Annotated in this window: 14 protein-coding genes; 7 read left to right on the forward strand and 7 right to left on the reverse strand. The window is 67.7% G+C overall.

What is annotated here, in order from left to right; all coding sequences use genetic code 11:
- Positions 1-29 precede the first annotated feature (29 nt).
- The 3 genes from ACJH6I_RS02665 to ACJH6I_RS02675 form a co-directional block, all read right to left on the reverse strand.
- Entirely contained in the window at positions 30-1,769 is a 1,740-nt protein-coding gene (locus ACJH6I_RS02665; protein WP_305798685.1) for an AMP-binding protein, read from the reverse strand.
- Positions 1,770-1,935: 166 nt separating this feature from the next.
- Positions 1,936-2,670: a hypothetical protein gene (locus tag ACJH6I_RS02670; RefSeq protein ID WP_212811495.1), complete on the reverse strand. Its 735-nt coding sequence runs from the start codon at positions 2,668-2,670 to the stop codon at positions 1,936-1,938.
- A gap of 57 nt (positions 2,671-2,727) precedes the next feature.
- Positions 2,728-3,081 carry a hypothetical protein gene (locus ACJH6I_RS02675; protein WP_020100525.1) on the reverse strand — a complete coding sequence of 118 codons (354 nt, stop codon included), beginning with the start codon at positions 3,079-3,081 and terminating at the stop codon, positions 2,728-2,730.
- Between the two features lie 134 nt (positions 3,082-3,215).
- Between ACJH6I_RS02675 and ACJH6I_RS02680 the strand changes: the two genes are divergently transcribed.
- Positions 3,216-3,860: a hypothetical protein gene (locus tag ACJH6I_RS02680; protein WP_406783678.1), complete on the forward strand. Its 645-nt coding sequence runs from the start codon at positions 3,216-3,218 to the stop codon at positions 3,858-3,860.
- A gap of 277 nt (positions 3,861-4,137) precedes the next feature.
- Positions 4,138-7,284: an isoleucine--tRNA ligase gene (gene ileS / locus ACJH6I_RS02685; RefSeq protein WP_406783679.1), complete on the forward strand. Its 3,147-nt coding sequence runs from the start codon at positions 4,138-4,140 to the stop codon at positions 7,282-7,284.
- A 16-nt stretch (positions 7,285-7,300) separates the two neighbouring features.
- Here the strand turns inward: ileS and ACJH6I_RS02690 are convergent, their stop codons facing one another.
- Positions 7,301-7,510 (reverse strand): RNA-binding S4 domain-containing protein, encoded by a 210-nt coding sequence (locus ACJH6I_RS02690; protein ID WP_406783680.1) that lies wholly within the window; start codon positions 7,508-7,510, stop codon positions 7,301-7,303.
- 60 nt (positions 7,511-7,570) lie between these two features.
- Here ACJH6I_RS02690 and ACJH6I_RS02695 point away from each other — a divergent pair, with 60 nt between their 5' ends.
- Positions 7,571-8,908, forward strand: a complete 1,338-nt coding sequence (locus ACJH6I_RS02695) for a DNA polymerase IV (protein WP_406783711.1) — start codon at positions 7,571-7,573, stop codon at positions 8,906-8,908.
- A 3-nt stretch (positions 8,909-8,911) separates the two neighbouring features.
- On the opposite strand, the gene ACJH6I_RS02700 is transcribed toward ACJH6I_RS02695, so the two are convergent.
- Positions 8,912-10,957 carry an acyltransferase family protein gene (locus tag ACJH6I_RS02700; protein ID WP_406783681.1) on the reverse strand — a complete coding sequence of 682 codons (2,046 nt, stop codon included), beginning with the start codon at positions 10,955-10,957 and terminating at the stop codon, positions 8,912-8,914.
- Positions 10,958-11,116: 159 nt separating this feature from the next.
- A complete protein-coding gene (locus tag ACJH6I_RS02705; protein WP_406783682.1) occupies positions 11,117-12,040 on the reverse strand; it encodes an asparaginase in 924 nt (307 codons plus the stop codon).
- 141 nt (positions 12,041-12,181) lie between these two features.
- Here ACJH6I_RS02705 and lspA point away from each other — a divergent pair, with 141 nt between their 5' ends.
- From lspA to rarD, 3 genes are read left to right on the forward strand one after another with little or no spacing between them, the layout of a single operon-like run.
- Positions 12,182-12,793 carry a signal peptidase II gene (gene lspA, locus ACJH6I_RS02710; RefSeq protein WP_244872941.1) on the forward strand — a complete coding sequence of 204 codons (612 nt, stop codon included), beginning with the start codon at positions 12,182-12,184 and terminating at the stop codon, positions 12,791-12,793.
- The gene (locus ACJH6I_RS02715; RefSeq protein WP_406783683.1) at positions 12,790-13,713 is read left to right on the forward strand and encodes an RluA family pseudouridine synthase; all 924 of its coding nucleotides are present in this window, start codon (positions 12,790-12,792) and stop codon (positions 13,711-13,713) included. The genes lspA and ACJH6I_RS02715 overlap by 4 nt, the downstream gene beginning before the upstream one ends.
- Positions 13,710-14,642 (forward strand): EamA family transporter RarD, encoded by a 933-nt coding sequence (rarD, locus tag ACJH6I_RS02720; RefSeq protein WP_406783684.1) that lies wholly within the window; start codon positions 13,710-13,712, stop codon positions 14,640-14,642. The genes ACJH6I_RS02715 and rarD overlap by 4 nt, the downstream gene beginning before the upstream one ends.
- Before the next feature lie 6 nt (positions 14,643-14,648).
- On the opposite strand, the gene ACJH6I_RS02725 is transcribed toward rarD, so the two are convergent.
- Positions 14,649-15,797: a hypothetical protein gene (locus ACJH6I_RS02725; RefSeq protein WP_406783685.1), complete on the reverse strand. Its 1,149-nt coding sequence runs from the start codon at positions 15,795-15,797 to the stop codon at positions 14,649-14,651.
- A gap of 256 nt (positions 15,798-16,053) precedes the next feature.
- Between ACJH6I_RS02725 and ACJH6I_RS02730 the strand changes: the two genes are divergently transcribed.
- Positions 16,054-17,637: a hypothetical protein gene (locus ACJH6I_RS02730; RefSeq protein ID WP_406783686.1), complete on the forward strand. Its 1,584-nt coding sequence runs from the start codon at positions 16,054-16,056 to the stop codon at positions 17,635-17,637.
- Positions 17,638-17,718: the final 81 nt, after the last annotated feature.

Genomic DNA, 17,718 nt, shown 5'->3' on the forward strand with positions numbered 1-17,718 from the left:
CGCGCGGTGCGCAGCCTGGTCCCGGGGGATCAGGCGTCCAGGCGCGCCAGGGCACCCTTGCGGTACAGCTCGGTGCAGGCCTGGCGGCGGATCTTGCCGCTCGTGGTGATCGGGATCGAACCCCGGCCCACCAGCACGAGGTCGGCGGCGTTCACGCCGTGCACCTGCGAGATGGCAGAGGTGATGTCGTGCTTCACCTGAGCCAGGTTCTCGCGGACCTCGTCCTCGGTCTCGCCGCGCTTCTTCATCTCGATGACGACGGCGAACTGCTCGACACCGTCCTCCTCGAAGCCGACGGCGGCGGTGCGGCCGCCCGAGACGGCGCTGACGGTGGCCTCGATGTCGTCGGGGTACAGGTTGCGGCCACGGATGATCAGCAGGTCCTTGATCCGGCCGATGATGAACAGCGAGCCTTCGGAGATGAAGCCGAGGTCGCCGGTGCGCAGCCAGTACTCCGACGGGGTGCCCTCGGGGGCGTCCTCGAGCACGCCGCGGAAGGTCTTCTCGGTCTCTTCGGGCTTGTTCCAGTACCCGGCACACACGTTCTCGCCGTGCGTCCAGATTTCGCCGACGGTGCCCTCGGGGGCTTCGCGGCGGGTCTCCGGGTCGACGATGCGAACCAGGGGCGACGGCGAGAAGCCGTAGCTCACCAGCGGGCTGCCGGACTCGACGCGCTCGACGATGCCGTCGGCCAGCTTCTCGGTGTCGAATTCCACGACGGTCGGCGGCTCGCCCGATTCCCGCGATGCCACGTAGAGGGTGGCCTCGGCCAGGCCGTAGCTCGGCCGGACGGCCTTGCCCGGAAGGCCGAACTTGGCGAAGCGCTGGATGTAGCGCTTGACGGTGGTCGGCTGCACGCGCTCGGCGCCGCTGAAGACCGTCAGCACGGTGCTCAGGTCCTTGCCGGCCATGTCCTCGTCGGTGGTCCGCGCGGCGGCCAGGTCGAAGGCGAAGTTCGGCGCGGCGGTGATGACGTTCTTGTGGCTGCCCATCAGCTGCATCCAGCGGGCGGGCTTGACCAGGAACGAGATGGGGCTGGTCATCACGGTGTGCCAGCCGCCGAGGATCGGCGTGCACACGCCGAGCAGCAGGCCCATGTCGTGGTACAGCGGCAGCCACGTCACGACGGTGCTTCCCGGAGGAGCGACCTTGCCCCACTCGGAGAAGAAGACCGCGATCATCTGCTCGTAGTTGGCCGAGACGTTGCGGTGCGACACCATCACACCGGCGGCCGTGCGGGTCGAGCCGGAGGTGTACTGCAGGTACGCGGTCTCGGGCCGAACTTCGCGGCGGGAGAACGGCTTACGACGGGTCTCCAGGTCCAGTTCGTCGACGGCCAGGACGACGGGGCTGCGGCCGTCGTCGTTGGGCGTCGCGTACTGCGCGACGGCGTCCTTGCTGGCCGCGGTGGTCAGGGCGACGACCGGTTGTGCGTCCTTCATGACCGAGATGACGCGCTCGTCGTGGTGACCCATGATCGGCTGGGTCAGCGGGACGGCGATCATGCCGGCCTCGAGGGCGCCGAGGAATCCGACGACGTATTCGAGGCACTGCGGGGCGACGATGACCACACGGTCGCCGATCTCACCGTGCTGGCGCAGTTCGTGGGCCACCGCGACGCTCTGCTGGTACAGCTGAGCCCAGGTGAGCGTCTTCGCCACACCGTCGGGGTCGGTGTCGTAGTCCATGAACGTGAAAGCCAGGTCGTTGGGTTGCAGGCTGGCGCGCTCGCGCAGGACGGCCGGCAGAGACGACTCGATCACGGACACTTCCTCCTCGGGGGTATACGGGCAGGGGTGAGGGCCGGGTGCCGTCGAAGGCGGTGAAACACAGTCAAACTGACACCGGGTGCCGGATAGCAGAGTAAGGCATACGCGCAGATTTTGACGTATCAGGCTTTTTGCTGACGAGTCTCCGGCGGTCGGTGGCGGAGGCTCAGCGGGCGGCCTTCGAGAACCACTTGGTCTTGATCAGCCACGAGTGCGCGGACGCCAGTGCGAAGACGCCGCCGCACATGCAGGCGAAGACCCACACGAACTTGCCGTCCTCGAGCGGCTGCAGCTCCGGTACGAGCGATGTCAGGATGCGGGTGGCGCACGCCAGGATGCCGCTGCCGGTGGCGAACAGGTAGATGTTGGCGATGCGCCGAGAGTCCTCGTTCTTGCGCAACACCAGCAGGGCGCGCGCACCGAAGACCAGCAGGTAGGTCAGCGTCCCGCACAGCACGAGCCAGTAGGCGGCCAGCCAGCCGTCGGTGGGCATGGTGAACAGGTCGGGGGAGTACTCGCGTCCGGCCACGCTCATCGAGAACAGGGCCAGCAGGATCGGGATGCACAGGGTGGCGGGCCGCTCGATGTACTGCGTGAACATCTTCTGCATGGCCGAATCGTCGGCCAGGCGGCCGATGGCGTTGTAGACGATGGCCGAGGCGGCCACGATGTAGCAGTCGTGGCCGAGGTAGGCGGGCAGGTTCCAGACGCCGGTCATCGAGTGGATGGCGCGGCCGAGCGTGTCGGCGGCCATCGGGGACATCAGGACGACGGCCGCGGCCTGCAGCGCGATGTTGAGGGTCGCCGCGACTTCCCAGCGGCAGGACCAGGTGACGCGACGGATCCAGAGACTCCACGCCATGCAGGCGAGAGTGATGGTGATGAGAAATGTGAGAGCCATGGTGGAAGCCTTTTAGAAGCCCGTGTCAGCGCTTTGTGACTGCTCAGATTTTACTTGTCAGAGCGGCGGTGCATCAGCACGTCGCGTCATTTCCGACAATTTCGTGGCGCGTTTGGGGACCGCCGGCGCCGCCGTGGCAACCGCGAGGGGTGCCGACTGGATGTAGTTGATGACCTCGTCGTGGCTCATCAGGCCGAACCGAACTTGCAGGTCGGGATAGCTCAGCCGGAAGTGATCGGCCACCAGGCGGAGCTCTTCCGCGTTGGGATAGTCGGCCTCTTTGATCCGCCGGTAGTACGTACTGCTCGACGTTCCGAGCGCACCGTAGATCTCCCTCGCTTCGACGTCGCCGTCGAAGATGTAGTCGAGCAGCGCCTTGAGCTGTCTGCCGTTCTGGTCTGTTCGGGGCACTCTGCCACGATAGACCCTTCCCCCCGTTGGTTGCTAGCAACTGTTTTTGCGACACCTAAGCCGTAATTGACATGGGCGTCACAGTTTCGGGAGCTATGTCCCAAATTTGGGAATCGTGTTGTAGTGTGCATCACATGACTGTTGCGTACGCCGGTGAGATCGGTGCCGTTCTCCCTTCTGCTGCTGCGGCGACGATGCACGTCGCCGACTACGAGTTCGGCGGTTATGACACCGCCGGTACTGCGGTCGACATGCGGCGCCTCGAGGCCCCGCTGTCGCCGGTGATCACGGCCGAGCTCGAGGGTGCGGTCGAATACCTGGGTGTCGATGCCGAGGTGCTGCTGATCGCGGCACTCGGCCGCGCGATCGAGCGGGTGATCGGGCCCGGCCGAGCCGCGGTCGACGTGGCCGCAGCAAAAGAACGCGCCGGCGGCGGACTGGCCGTCATCCGCCGGCTCGAGGTCGACGCCGTCTCGGCATCCGACGTGGACGCCACCGCGATGGTGCAGACGGTGCGCGGCGCGCTGGCGGCCGCCACCGCCGACCCGAAGGACGTTGCCGACGTGTTGTTCAGTTACGGCATGGCCGCGATCGACGGCGAGCACCCGGGCCCGGCGCACACGCTCGAGGTCCGCGCCTTCCACGCCGACGCCGCGCTGCACGTCGACTGGTGGTATGCCCGGCATCAGTTCGAGCCCTACACCGTGGAAGAACTCGCCGAGCAGTTCTCCTACGCCGTCATCGAGCTCGCGTCGGAGGCCATGCCGGTCGCGGAGTAGTCCGGCGTTATCCGGAGCGGTCGGCGCCCGTTAGAATCGCTGCATTCGCATCGATCCGGCCATCACCGGGGAGCATTCGGAAGAACGGCTGCGGCTCAGTAGAACCGAACGGGTGGGCCCGTCATCGCCTGTAGTTGAGCGGCGCACGTGCGCGACCTTCCGGGGTCGGCTGTGCGCAAGCGGGGTGGTACCGCGGCACTCGCGTCCAGACGCGAGATCGTCGTCCCCGTGCCTGGACTGAGCACCTGATCGGTGCTGACGGCACTGGAGACCCGACGTGAGCGCGTACCCCAAGACCGCAAGCGGCACACCGAATTTTCCCGACCTCGAAACCGAGGTCCTGGAGTTCTGGGCCCGCGACGACACCTTCCGCGCCAGCATCGCGCGCCGCGACGGCGCCCCCGAGTACGTCTTCTATGACGGACCGCCGTTCGCCAACGGCCTGCCGCACTACGGCCACCTGCTGACCGGCTACGTCAAGGACATCGTTCCCCGCTACCGCACCATGCGCGGCTACAAGGTGGAGCGCCGGTTCGGCTGGGACACCCACGGCCTGCCCGCCGAGCTCGAGGTGCAGCGCCAGCTCGGCATCTCCGACAAGGCCCAGATCGAGGCCATGGGCATCGGCGCGTTCAACGACGCCTGCCGCGCCTCGGTCATGAAGTACGCGGACGAGTGGCAGTCGTACGTCACCCGCCAGGCCCGCTGGGTCGACTTCGACAACGACTACAAGACCCTGGACCTGACCTTCATGGAGTCGGTGATCTGGGCGTTCAAGCAGCTGTGGGACAAGGGCCTGGCCTATGAGGGCAACCGGGTGCTGCCGTACTGCTGGAACGACGAGACGCCGCTGTCCAACCACGAGCTGCGCATGGACGACGACGTCTACCAGAGCCGGCAGGACCCGGCGCTGACCGTCGGCTTCGTCGCGACCGACGGCCCGGTCGCCGGCGCCCGCCTGCTGGTCTGGACCACCACGCCCTGGACGCTGCCGTCCAACCAGGCCGTCGCCGTCAACCCCGACGTGACCTACGTACAGGTGGTGGGTCCCGACGAGCAGAACTACGTTCTGGCCGAGCCGCGGCTGGCCGCCTACGCCCGTGAGTTCGGCGAGGAGCCGGTGATCGTCGGCAGCTACCTCGGCGCCGAACTGCTGGGCACGCACTACCTGCCGCCGTTCGCGTTCTTCGTCGACAGTGACAAGGCGCACAACGCTTTTCAGGTGCTGCAGGGCGATTTCGTCACCACCGAGGACGGCACCGGCATCGTGCACATGGCGCCGGCCTACGGCGAGGACGACAAGGCCACGTGTGACGCCGCCGGGATCGTGGCGGTCACGCCGGTGGATTCGACCGGCCGGTTCGACTCGACCGTGCCCGACTACCAGGGGCAGCAGGTCTTCGAGGCCAACCCGCAGATCATCAAGGATCTGAAGAACGGCACCGGCCCGGCGGCGGTGAACGCCCCGGTGCTGCTGCGCCACGAGACCTACGAGCACTCGTACCCGCACTGCTGGCGGTGCCGCAATCCGCTGATCTACCGCGCGGTGTCGTCGTGGTTCGTCAAGGTCACCGAGTTCCGGGACCGGATGGTCGAGCTCAACCAGCAGATCACCTGGTACCCCGAGCACGTCAAGGACGGCCAGTTCGGCAAGTGGCTGTCCAATGCCCGCGACTGGTCGATCTCGCGAAACCGCTACTGGGGCAGCCCGATTCCGGTGTGGAAGTCGGATGATCCGGCCTATCCGCGCATCGACGTCTACGGCAGCCTCGACGAGCTCGAGCGTGACTTCGGCGTCCGTCCGGACAATCTGCACCGCCCGTATATCGACGAGTTGACGCGGCCCAACCCCGACGACCCGACCGGCAAGTCGACCATGCGCCGCATCGAGGACGTGTTCGACGTCTGGTTCGACTCGGGCTCGATGCCCTACGCGCAGGTGCATTACCCGTTCGAGAATCAGGACTGGTTCGACGGCTCGGCCAGCGAAGAGGCCCATTTCCCAGGCGATTTCATCGTCGAGTACATCGGCCAGACGCGCGGCTGGTTCTACACCATGCATGTGCTGGCGACGGCGCTGTTCGACCGCCCGGCGTTCAAAACCTGTGTGGCACACGGCATCGTGCTGGGCAATGACGGCCAGAAGATGAGCAAGTCGCTGCGCAACTACCCGGACGTGTCGGAGGTGTTCGACCGCGACGGCTCGGACGCCATGCGCTGGTTCCTGATGGCCTCGCCGATCCTGCGCGGCGGCAATCTGATCGTCACCGAGCAGGGCATCCGTGATGGCGTCCGGCAGGTGCTGCTGCCGGTGTGGAACGCGTACTCGTTCCTGGCGCTGTACGCGCCCAAGAAGGGCACCTGGCGCACCGACTCGACCAACGTGCTGGACCGCTACATCCTGGCCAAGCTCGCCGACCTGCGCGACACCCTGACCGATTCGCTCGATTCGTGCGATATCTCCGGTGCCTGCGAGCAGCTGCGCCAGTTCGCCGAGGCGCTCACCAATTGGTATGTGCGACGGTCGCGTTCGCGGTTCTGGGAAGAGGACGCCGACGCCATCGACACGCTGCACACCGTGTTGGAGGTGACGTGCCGGCTGGCGGCGCCGCTGCTGCCACTGGCCACCGAGGTGATCTGGCGGGGGCTGACCGACGAGCGCTCCGTACACCTGACCGACTGGCCGGAGGCGGGCGTGGTCCCGGCCGACCCGGAGTTGGTCGCGGCCATGGACCGCGTGCGGCAAGTGGCCTCGACCGGATCCTCCTTGCGCAAGGCCAAGAAGCTGCGCGTGCGCCTGCCGCTGCCGAAACTCATTGTGGCGGTGGATAACCCGTCCGCCCTCGCCCCTTTCAAGGATCTCATCGCCGACGAGCTCAACGTCAAGGCGGTCGAGCTGACCGACGACATCGACGCCTATGGCAAGTTCGAGTTGGCCGTCAACGCCCGCGTTGCCGGCCCTCGTATCGGCAAGGACGTGCAGGCCGCGATCAAGGCGGTCAAGGCCGGGGAGGGTGTCGTCAACCCCGACGGCACGCTGACCGCCGGGCCCGCCGTGCTGCTGCCGGCGGAGTACAGCTCGAAACTCGTTGCCGCTGATGCGGAATGGACCGCAGCCCTGCCGGACGGCGCCGGGCTGGTGGTGCTGGACGGCACCGTGACCGAGGAACTCGAAGCCGAAGGTTGGGTCAAGGACCGCATCCGCGAACTGCAGGACCTGCGCAAGGCGACGGGGCTGGACGTGTCCGACCGCATCACCGTCACATTCGCCGTGCCGGCCGACAAGCAGGCGTGGGCGGCCACCCACGCCGGCCTGATCGCCGGCGAGATCCTGGCCACCGAGTTCACCGTCGTGGACGCGGGCGAGCTAGCCGACGGTGCGGACGTCGGCGACGGCGTGCGGGCCGCGATCGCCAAGGCCTGACCGGTCTCGGCGCGGGTCAGCCGCTGACCCGCGCCGACCGTCCCTCGAACGTCACGGTGTCACCGGGACGCAGCTGGCGTCCGCGCCGCGTCTCGACCTCGCCGTTGACGCGCACCATGCCGTCGCCGATCACCGCCTTGGCGTCCGCTCCGCTGTCGATCAGTCCGGCCAGCTTGAGAAACTGGCCCAGCCGGATCGATTCGTCACGGATCGGCACGTCGTTCATGTCGAGAAGGGTATCCACCTAGCATTGGCCACTGTGGATCGCTGGGTCCTGCACCTGGACATGGACGCCTTCTTTGCGTCCGTCGAACAGTTGACCCGGCCTACCTTGCGGGACCGCCCGGTGCTGGTCGGCGGGCTCGGCGGTCGTGGCGTGGTGGCCGGCGCCAGTTATCAGGCCCGCAGGTTCGGTGCCCGCTCGGCGATGCCCATGCATCAGGCCAGGCGGCTCGTCGGTGCGTCCGCCGTGGTGCTGCCGCCGCGGGGCGCGGTGTATTCGGTGGCCAGCCGTCGGGCACTCGACGCGGTACGTGCCGTGGTGCCGGTCCTGGAGCAGCTGTCGTTCGACGAGGCCTTCGGTGAACCTGCCGAGCTGGTGGGCGCCGCGCCGGACGAGGTCCGGCAGTTCTGCGAGGACCTGCGGGCCGCGGTGCGTGCCGAGACGGGGCTGGTGGCCTCGGTCGGTGCGGGTTCGGGCAAGCAGGTCGCGAAGATCGCGTCAGGGCTGGCCAAGCCCGACGGGGTGCGCATCGTGAGTGGCGAGGAGCAGGGGTCGCTCCTGGAGGCCTTGCCGGTGCGCCGGCTGTGGGGGATCGGGCCGGTCGCCGAGGAGAAGCTGCACCGGCTGGGCATCGAGACCATCGGGGCGCTGGCGGCGCTCAGCGATGCCGAGGTCGCCGACGTGCTCGGCGGCACGGTCGGGCCGGCGCTGCACCGGCTGGCCCGCGGCATCGACGATCGACCGGTGGCCGAACGTGCCGAGGCCAAACAGATCAGCGCCGAGTCCACATTCCAGGTGGACCTGACGACGCTGGATCAGCTGCGCGACAGCATCGGGCCCATCACCGACCACGCGCACCGGCGGCTGCAGCGCGACGGGCGCGGTGCCCGCACCGTCACGGTGAAGCTGAAGAAGTCCGACATGAGTACGCTGACGCGTTCGGCGACGTTGCCGTACGCGACCACCGACCCGTCGACCCTGGCCGCGACGGCCCGCCGGCTGCTGCTCGACCCGGTCGAGATCGGCCCGATTCGCCTTGTGGGCGTAGGGTTTTCGGGCCTGACGGACGCCCGGCAGGAGTCGTTGTTCCCGGAGCTGGAGATGACGGACGACGCCGAGGTCGCGACCTCGGCGGGTCAGGCCGCCGCGCTGAGTGCCGCCCCGGCCGAATCTCCGTGGCGCGTCGGTGACGACGTCCAGCATCCGGACCACGGCCACGGCTGGGTGCAGGGCGCCGGACACGGTGTCATGACGGTGCGGTTCGAGACCCGGGCCAGCGGTCCCGGGGTGGCCCGCACCGTCGCGGCCGACGATCCGCAGATCACCCGCGCCGACCCCGTCGACAGCCTGGACTGGCAGGACTACCTGGCGCAGTTGACGACCGACGACGGCGCCGCCTGACGCCTAGTCCCGGTGGGGATGAAGGCCGCGGGCGAGATTCGGCGTTCCGCTGCTGCGGGCGACCAACGCTTCCCGGACCTGTGGCGTGTCCGCAGTGGCGGGCTGCCCTTCCGGTGCGAGAAGGGACAGCACGTCGGCGCCGATGATCGGGGCGAGCGCGGTGCTCATGTTCACCGTGAGGTGGTGGCCGTCGCGATAGACCAGCGTGTCCCCGATGATGCTGGGGCAGACGGCGTCGTTGCACAGGTAGTCGCTGTAATCCAGGTAGTCGAATGTGCTGCCGGCGGCCAGCTCCGTCTCGGCCCGGCGGACGGCCTGGTTCAGCGCCCGGTCCCGAGGCAGTGCGCAACGCTGGGCGTCGTCGGGGTAGAGCCCCAGGCAGAAGGTGGGCGCCACCCCGATCGACGGGGTATCGGCGAGCACCGCGACGCGCGATTGCGCCGGGAGCTCACTGCTGGTGTCTGTCAGCGCCTTTCGCCAGTGCGCCGCCGGGTCGGCATCGTTCAGCACATAGCTGGATCCCCAGGCGCCGAGAAGGATCAGTGCCGGTTTGGCTGCGGCGAGGCTGTCGAGCACGTTTTCGCGCCATTCGGCACACCGCGGGTAGGTGGCGATATGAATATGGGCCGACGGGCAGTGACTCTTGGTGCGGTTGTCGAGCCGGATCAGGCCCTGGTCGGCGAGGGCGGAAAGTGCCGGATACCAGTGCGCCGCATGGGAATCGCCGAACAGGACGACGAGCGGCGCCTGCGGGTTGGCCCCGACGGTGCAGCCGGCCGGGTCGGTGGCCCACTGGCCGCGGTGGCAGCCGTTCGCGTAGATGACCGGCTCACCGCCGGCACCGTCGGAGAGCTCCGGGGTGAGGTTGCTCGGCACATACGGGGTCCCGGCGGGTTTCACGCTCAGCGCCGCGTGCACCGCGGGGCGGCCGGCGTCGCGCCGGGGGGACTGCACGACGGCGACCGTGAGAACCACGGCACAGACGGCGGCCATCACGCCTGCCGTCGCGGCGAGTGTGCGGCGGGGGCGGGCCGCGTTCAGCCATGTCATGTGCTGGCCCGGTTGTTCGACGTAGCGGTAGAGCAGCCACGCCAGCGGGACACAGGCCGCGACGATCGCGACGCGCAGCCACATGGGCAAGGTGTGCATGTATCCGGTGGCGGCGACGGGCAAGACGAGCAGGGGCCAGTGCACGAGGTACAGCGAGTACGAGACATCGCCGATCCAGGTGAGCGGGCGCAGGCTCAGGAGCGCCGCGGGCCCCCAGCGCACGGGGCCGGCGGCGATCAGCAGCGCGGTGCCGAGCACCGGCAGCGCCACGGCGTCGCCGGGGTATTCGGTGGCGGTGGAGAACAGGACACCGCTGCCCACGATGGCGGCCAGCCCGGCCCAGCCGGCGACGGCGCCGATCCGGGGGCCGAAGACGCGGCCACGGGTCAGCACGACGAGCGCGACGAGGCCGCCGACGCCGAACTCCCAGATCCGCGGGAACAGGATGAAGAAGGCGTTCGGCTGTGAGAAACCGGTCAACCACACGCACAGTGCGAACGATGCCGCGACGACGGCGCCGATGGCCGCCACCCGGCGGGTGCGCAACTTGACCAGACCGAACAGCCCGACGAGCAACGCCGGCCACAGCAGGTAGAACTGTTCCTCCACGCCGAGCGACCAGTAGTGCATGAACAGCGACGGCGTCTTGTCGGCGAGGTAGTCGGTCGCGCGGTAGGCGAACAGGACGTTCGGCACGTAGAACGTCGCGGCGATGGCGTCCTTGACCACGTACCCGAACTGCAGGGGAGACACCCAGTAGGCCGCCGCGGCCACCGTGGCGACGATGACGGTCAAGGCGGCCGGCAGCAGCCGGCGCACCCGCCGGGCGTAGAACGCGCCGTACCGGATGTGCCCGCGCTGGTGCAGCTCGCTCAACAGGTGCGTGCTGATCAGGAATCCGGAGATCACGAAGAAGACGTCGACGCCGACGTAACCGCCGCCGAATCCGGGGATTTCCGCGTGGAACAGCACGACGAGGACCACCGCGATCGCGCGCATGCCCTGAATGTCGAGACGTTTCTGCTGTTGGTGTCGGCTACCGAGCGCCGTCGATTCCACTGTCTTCCCCCCGGGAGTTGGGCGTGGGGGAAATTATCATTGGGTCGTCAATTCAGTGCACGTTGACGGACAAGTCGTCCACCCAGTGGGACAGTTTCGCTAAACCCACTCAGCGAACAGGTCTGTGACCGGTATTTCGGCGGCGAGTGCCGCCATCAGCAACACCCGGGCCTGAGCGGCGCGCAACCCGCCCGCGGACACCGCCCCGGCGTCCAGCAATGCCCTTCCGGGACCGTAGCCCGATGTGACGCGCGCACCGGGCACTCGTGTCGCAATCGCCACCGCGACGCCTGCGGCGCACAGCCGCTGCACCCCGGCGAGCACCTTGGACCCGGCATTGCCCGAGCCGAGCGATTCGAGGACGATTCCGCCGGCGCCGGCCGCGGCAAAGGCGTCCATCGCCAGTGCGTCACAGCCGGCATACGCGGCGACGATGTCCACCCGCGGCGCGGACGCCGCCGACAACGCGCCGAGTCGTGGCCGCTTTTTGACCGCGCCGGCGACGAACGAGCCGTCATCGAGCGACCCGACCGCCGTACCGAGCAAACCGTGCCCGGTCTTGGTCAGGCCAAGGGGCTGCCACACCTGCCCGGCCATGCTGACCAGCACGCCGAGGTCGCGGGCCGACCCACTGGCGGCGACAGTGATCGCGTCCCGCAGGTTGGCCGGGCCGTCGGCATCAGGTGCGTCGCTGCTGCGCATGGCGCCGGTCAGGACCACCGGTGCGGCGCCGTCGTACGTCATGTCGAGCCACAACGAGGTTTCTTCCATGGTGTCGGTGCCGTGCGTGATGACGATCCCGTCGGCGTCACCGGCGGCCCGCACGGCCGCCCCGATGCGGTCCCAGTCGGCCGGCGTCAGTTCGGAGCTGTCGACCGACATGAGGTCGACGGTGTCGACCTGGACTCCGGCGCCCAGATCGTGCACCAGGTCGCCGGCGCTACGTGTCGGGCGGGCTATTCCGTGTTGGTCGGTGCTGGTGGCGATGGTGCCTCCGGTGGCGATCACGACGACGCGAGTCATGGGCGAAATTGTTCCTCACGGGGTCTTTGGGATGATGGGGGAGTGACTGATGAATCCACGGAGCCGGAGGCGACCTCGGGCACCGGGCCGGAGACGGCTGACAAGGCCGGGCCGGAGACGGGTGAGAGCGCCGAATCGCCGGTGACCGAGCCGGCGCAGGCCCAGCCCGTCGCGCGACGGTTGCGGCTGTTGCTGATGGTCGCGGCGCTGGTGCTGGGGCTGGATGTCCTGACCAAGGTGCTGGCGGTGAAGCTGTTGGTGCCCGGTCAGCCGGTCGAGATCATCGGTGACACCATCACCTGGACCCTGGTCCGCAATTCCGGGGCGGCCTTCTCGATGGCGACCGGTTACACCTGGGTGCTGACGTTGATCGCCACCGGAGTGGTCCTGGGCATCATCTGGATGGGCCGGCGGCTGGTCTCGCTGTGGTGGGCGCTGGGCCTGGGGATGATCCTCGGCGGCGCGGTGGGCAACCTGATGGACCGGTTCTTCCGGTCGCCGGGGCCGCTGCGCGGGCACGTGGTCGACTTCCTCTCGGTCGGCTGGTGGCCGGTCTTCAACGTCGCCGACTCCGCGGTGGTGTGCGGGGCGGTGCTGCTGGTCGGGCTGTCGATGTTCGGCATCGATTTCGATACCGAGAGCAAGCAGGCACCGGCCGCCGATTCCACGGAACCCACTGATACACAACAGGATTCGCCGGCACAGCCGGAACCGGCCGCTGCGGCCGCCGACGAGGCTGAAACCAACCGATGAGCAGCCGTTCGATGCCGGTCCCCGAAGGACTGGCCGGGATGCGGGTGGACGCGGGTCTGGCACGCCTGCTGGGGTTGTCGCGCACCGCGGTCGCCACGATCGCCGAAGACGGCGGCGTCGATATCGACGGCGCGCCGGCGGCGAAGTCGGACAAGCTGGTGGCGGGCTCCTGGCTGGAGGTCCGCCTGCCCGAGGCGCCGGCGCCGCTAGAGAACACGCCGCAGGACATCGAGGGCATGGCGATCCTCTACTCCGACGATGACATCGTGGCCGTCGACAAGCCGGCCGGGGTGGCGGCACATGCGTCGTTGGGCTGGACGGGCCCGACGGTCCTCGGCGGGCTGGCCGCGGCCGGCTTCCGGATCAGCACGTCGGGCATCCACGAGCGACAGGGCATCGTGCACCGGCTGGATGCCGGCACGTCCGGCGTCATGGTGGTGGCGTTGTCAGAGCGGGCGTACACCGTGCTCAAGCGGGCGTTCAAGCACCGCACTGTCGACAAGCGCTACCACGCGCTGGTGCAGGGCCACCCGGATCCGTCGAGCGGCACCATCGACGCGCCGATCGGCAGGGCCCGGGGCAACGACTGGAAGTTCGCCGTCACCGAAGGCGGCCGGCACAGCATCACGCACTACGACACCATCGAGGCGTTCGTGGCAGCCAGCCTGCTGGACGTGCACTTGGAGACCGGCCGCACCCACCAGATCCGGGTGCACTTCTCCGCGCTGCATCACCCGTGCTGCGGTGACCTGACCTATGGTGCCGATCCGACGCTGGCGAAGAAGCTGGGACTCGATCGGCAGTGGCTGCACGCGCGCTCACTCGGGTTCGCCCATCCGGCCGACGGCAGGTGGATCGAGATCACGAGTGAGTACCCGCCGGAATTGCAGCACGCTCTGGATGTGTTGCATCGGCAGTGACCACTACCGCGACGGCCACTACTAACCAGAACCGGGGATTGCTGCTCGGACTCGGCGCCTACGGGTCGTGGGGTCTGTTTCCCGCGTTCTTCCCGCTGCTGAAGCCGGCGAGTGCCTTCGAGGTGCTGGCCCATCGCATCGTGTGGACGGTGCTGCTGATGTTCGTGGTGCTGGCCGTCGGCCGCCGCCTGGGTGACCTGCGCCGGCTGTCGGGCCGCACGTGGGGCCTGTTGGTGTGCGCATCGGCGCTGATCTCGCTGAACTGGGGCATCTACATCTATGCCGTCAACAACGGCCATGTGGTCGACGCGGCACTGGGTTACTTCATCAATCCGCTGGTGAGTGTGGCGCTGGGCGTCGCGCTCTTCGGTGAGCGGCTGAATCGCGCGCAGGCGGCGGCGCTGGCCATCGCCATGGTCGCGGTGGTCGTCCTGGCGGTGCAGGCCGGTGAAATCCCGGCGATCGGCCTCGGCGTGGCGGTGTCGTTCGGTGTGTACGGCGCGGTCAAGAAGGTGGTGCGCGCCGACCCGCGGGTCAGTGTCGGAGTGGAGGCCGGGGTGGCCGCGCCGTTCGCGGTGGCCTATCTCGTCGTCCTCCCCGTTGCCGGGCAGGCGACGGTTCCCACGCTGGGCGCCGGCCACACACTGCTGATGATGTTGTGCGGCCCGGTGACGGCGCTGCCGCTGCTGATGTTCGCCGGTGCGGCGCAACGGCTTCCGCTGGTCACCATGGGCCTGCTGCAGTACCTGACGCCGGCGCTGCAGATGGCGTGGGGTGTCGTCGTCGGGCATGAGCCGATGCCGGTGGGCCGGTGGGCCGGCTTCGTGCTGATCTGGCTGGCGCTGGCGGTGTTCACCGGTGACGCGGTGTTGCGCGCCCGTCGTGCCGCGGTGCCGGCTGCTCTGGAGAAGGATCCGGTCGCGACGTAGGCGGCGCTAGGACGCTGCTGCGTGGCGGAATTCGTAGGGCAGGGGTTCGACGGTGCCGGTGTCGCCGACCGGGCCGCCGTCGACGAAACTGCGCAGCGTGTTGCGGAGCCCGTCCAGGTGGGCGCGCGCCGTGACGATGCGGCGACTGACGGACGTCGAGTCGCCGAGCATGGCGTCGAGATATTCGTTGATGGCGGCGGGCTGGTCCGCCGGCAGGTCGAAGCCTCCGGGCTTGAGGGTGCGGAGCGCCTTCTCGGTCGACCCGCTCGAAACCGCCAGCGGGACGGCGCCTTCGGTCGCGCCAACGATCAACGCGTGAATCCGGTCGCTGGCGACGATCGCCGATTCCCGGTGCAGCGCGCGCACCTTCTTCTCCCACTCGGCGTGTGACTCTTCGCCGAACAGCAGTGGCTCGGTGCCCGGATGCAGCACCCAGGCGAGTTTCTCCATGGCCTCGCGATCGCGGCGCACCTGGCTGTACACCTGTATCCGCAGGCCCCGCGACTTGGCGATGTCCCGCAGGAGACGAATCTTGTTCTCATCGAGCAGATCCCGGTTCCCGCGCGTGGTGACGGCGAGAATCTTGCGTTCGCCGGCCGGGGTCCCCAGGCCGTCGACCAGGGGATCGGGGCCTTCGCCGAACGCCCAGTCGGGTGCGACGTCGCCGACTCCGAACGCGGCGGCGGTCCGGGGATCCCGCCAGGCGACGAGCGACATCTTGCGCCGCGCGTAGCGCTCCATGTGCGGCGCGGCGATGGTGGTGTCCGGCGACATCCGGACGCCGGCGCCGACCTGGACGGTGGTGCCGCCGCGGGGGCGCGACAACAGCGCACAGATGGCCGTCCACCAGCCCCAGAAGCGTCCGGCGCGTTCGGGCAGGACCAATTCACCGGCCGGCATCACCATGAGGGTTCGGCCGGTCAGGGCGCTCGTGGCGTAGCGGCTGATCCAGCCGATCGCCGTGTCGTGCACCACTTCGTCGCCGCGCAGCTTCAGGGCCGTCAGATACCGCTCGTCGTTCGCGTCCGGCATCAACTTCCGGCCGACGTGGACGTGCACGCGAGCGTCGTCGATGCCGTGAAAAGTCCGGAGCAGGCCGCGTCGGAGGATCGAGTCGCCGATGTTGTCGCTCTGTCCCCAGGTGGAGAGAAACACGCGCGCCAAGCCACTTCCCCCTTCGGCATGCCTACCACCAGAAGCTGTCCTCGCTGTGTGGATGCTCAGCACACTAACAGTTAGCTACCAGGATTGACCGGGGCTTGCGAACTTTCACACCCGGCGCCCCGGTGCGTCCGCCTGAAATCTTCGCCGCACGCATTGCGAAAACAGCTTCCGTGCCAGGTCAGCGGGGGTACCGTTCCAACCCTGGGAGTCGGGTCACGCCAATCCACGGCCATCGGGGGATGCCGATTTGAGCACGGTCGCCGAGCATGGACACCAACGGTATGAGCGGGTGTTCGTCAAATTTGCGGGGTATCGGCTGACGCCCGCCGTGACGGGCCTACTCATTGGATTATTGGTCATTCTTTTCGTGGTACCCGCGATGATGGCGACTTCGCTATCGCATGACGACGGGATCACCATATTGTCTGCGACCTGCAATCAGGGACGCTACGCGCATTCCATTCCCACTGGGCAATGGGTACCGGTTCAGGACTGGCAGGACTATTGGCGCCTGCGAAATCCGGGTTGCTTCGAAACGATTCGCACCGATCTGGCGCATTCTGACATCCATCCGCCCCTGTATTTCTGGCTCTTGCATGTGTGGTTATCGGTTTTCGGTGTTTCGATACCCGCTGCAGTGGCGTTGAACATTCTGATTGTCTTGCTGACGGCGCACCTGCTCTATGCGGTGTGTGGAGTGCTCGATGTGCCGACGTACTTACGGGCCATGGTCATGCTGACATGGGCGCTCACGATGGCAGCCCGAGCCAGCACATTCACGCGGCACCGGTGCGGATATCTGGTAGCGCTCGCGCCTGTCATCGCGTTGGGACTGCTCACTCAGTACTTGTTCGTCATCCCCGCCGGGGCGACGATGTTGTTCCTCGGTGTCGCGATCGTGGCCCGCCGGCGGCATGGGGAGTTTGCCCTCCTGGTCGCCGTCGGCATTGTCGCCGTCTGCGCGTTCGGCCTGGGGAACCCGGGATTTTGGGAGTCTTTCCACCGCGGTGGTGAGCAGGCGCAGCAGTTTTCGTGGTCCACGCTGGCGCTGCGAATGGTGGCACTGCTGCGCCCGGCGTACGAGACGTTTCTGCCGATCGGCCCCGACTATCAGTCGTACGGCGTTAGTGCCATCGCCATCGCCGGTGGTGTGCTGACGTTGGCGGTGGTCACACCGATTCTGTGGATGGCCGCCAAGTGGTTGGCACGTGTCCGCGGCGGGTGGCATCGATTCATTCCGACCGCACCGGCAGTGCCATTGTTGATGTTCTTCACCTGTTGGCTGAGCATTGTCGTGCTGTACCTCTTTTTCATCATGCCCGTGCACTCGATGAGTCCGCTGCATCTGTATTTCATCACCCCATTCCTCTTTGTCGGTCTTGCCGTGGCGGCTCGGAAGTCGCGCGCAGTTGTCGCGGTGTTGGCCGTGCTTCTTGTTTTCCAGCTCTGTGGGGTGCTGGCCGCGACGGTGTTCTCCGGCTATCGCCACGCGCAGAGATCGGCGTTGATACCCGGGTCCGACGCAGCGATCGTCATCGATTCCGATCGGCGTGGCGTGGTGCCGGCCGCATTATGGTCGATTCCACCTGGGGCGGTGACGTACGTGGCCGGTCAGGACGAATTACTGAAACACTTTCCAGATTTGTCTGACATCACCGGTCGACCGGTATTTTATGTGAGCAGGGTATTGCCCGCCGACCCGTACGGAAATTCGATCGCCAAACGCAAACGAATCCTGAAGGAGTTCGCTGAGCGGGGTTACCTTCCCCAGGACTTCGTGATCAACCCGGAATTCGGTGGCGCCGAGGTCTACCGACTGGTGCGCGGATAGACCTGAGATTCGGGGTGTCGCTGGCCGGCCACTTCAGCGCCGGGACGGGAAGTTCGGTCGAGGTTAGCTGGTTGCAGCCGG

The sequence above is a fragment of the Mycobacterium sp. SMC-13 genome (genome assembly GCF_045311035.1).
Classification (GTDB): domain Bacteria; phylum Actinomycetota; class Actinomycetes; order Mycobacteriales; family Mycobacteriaceae; genus Mycobacterium.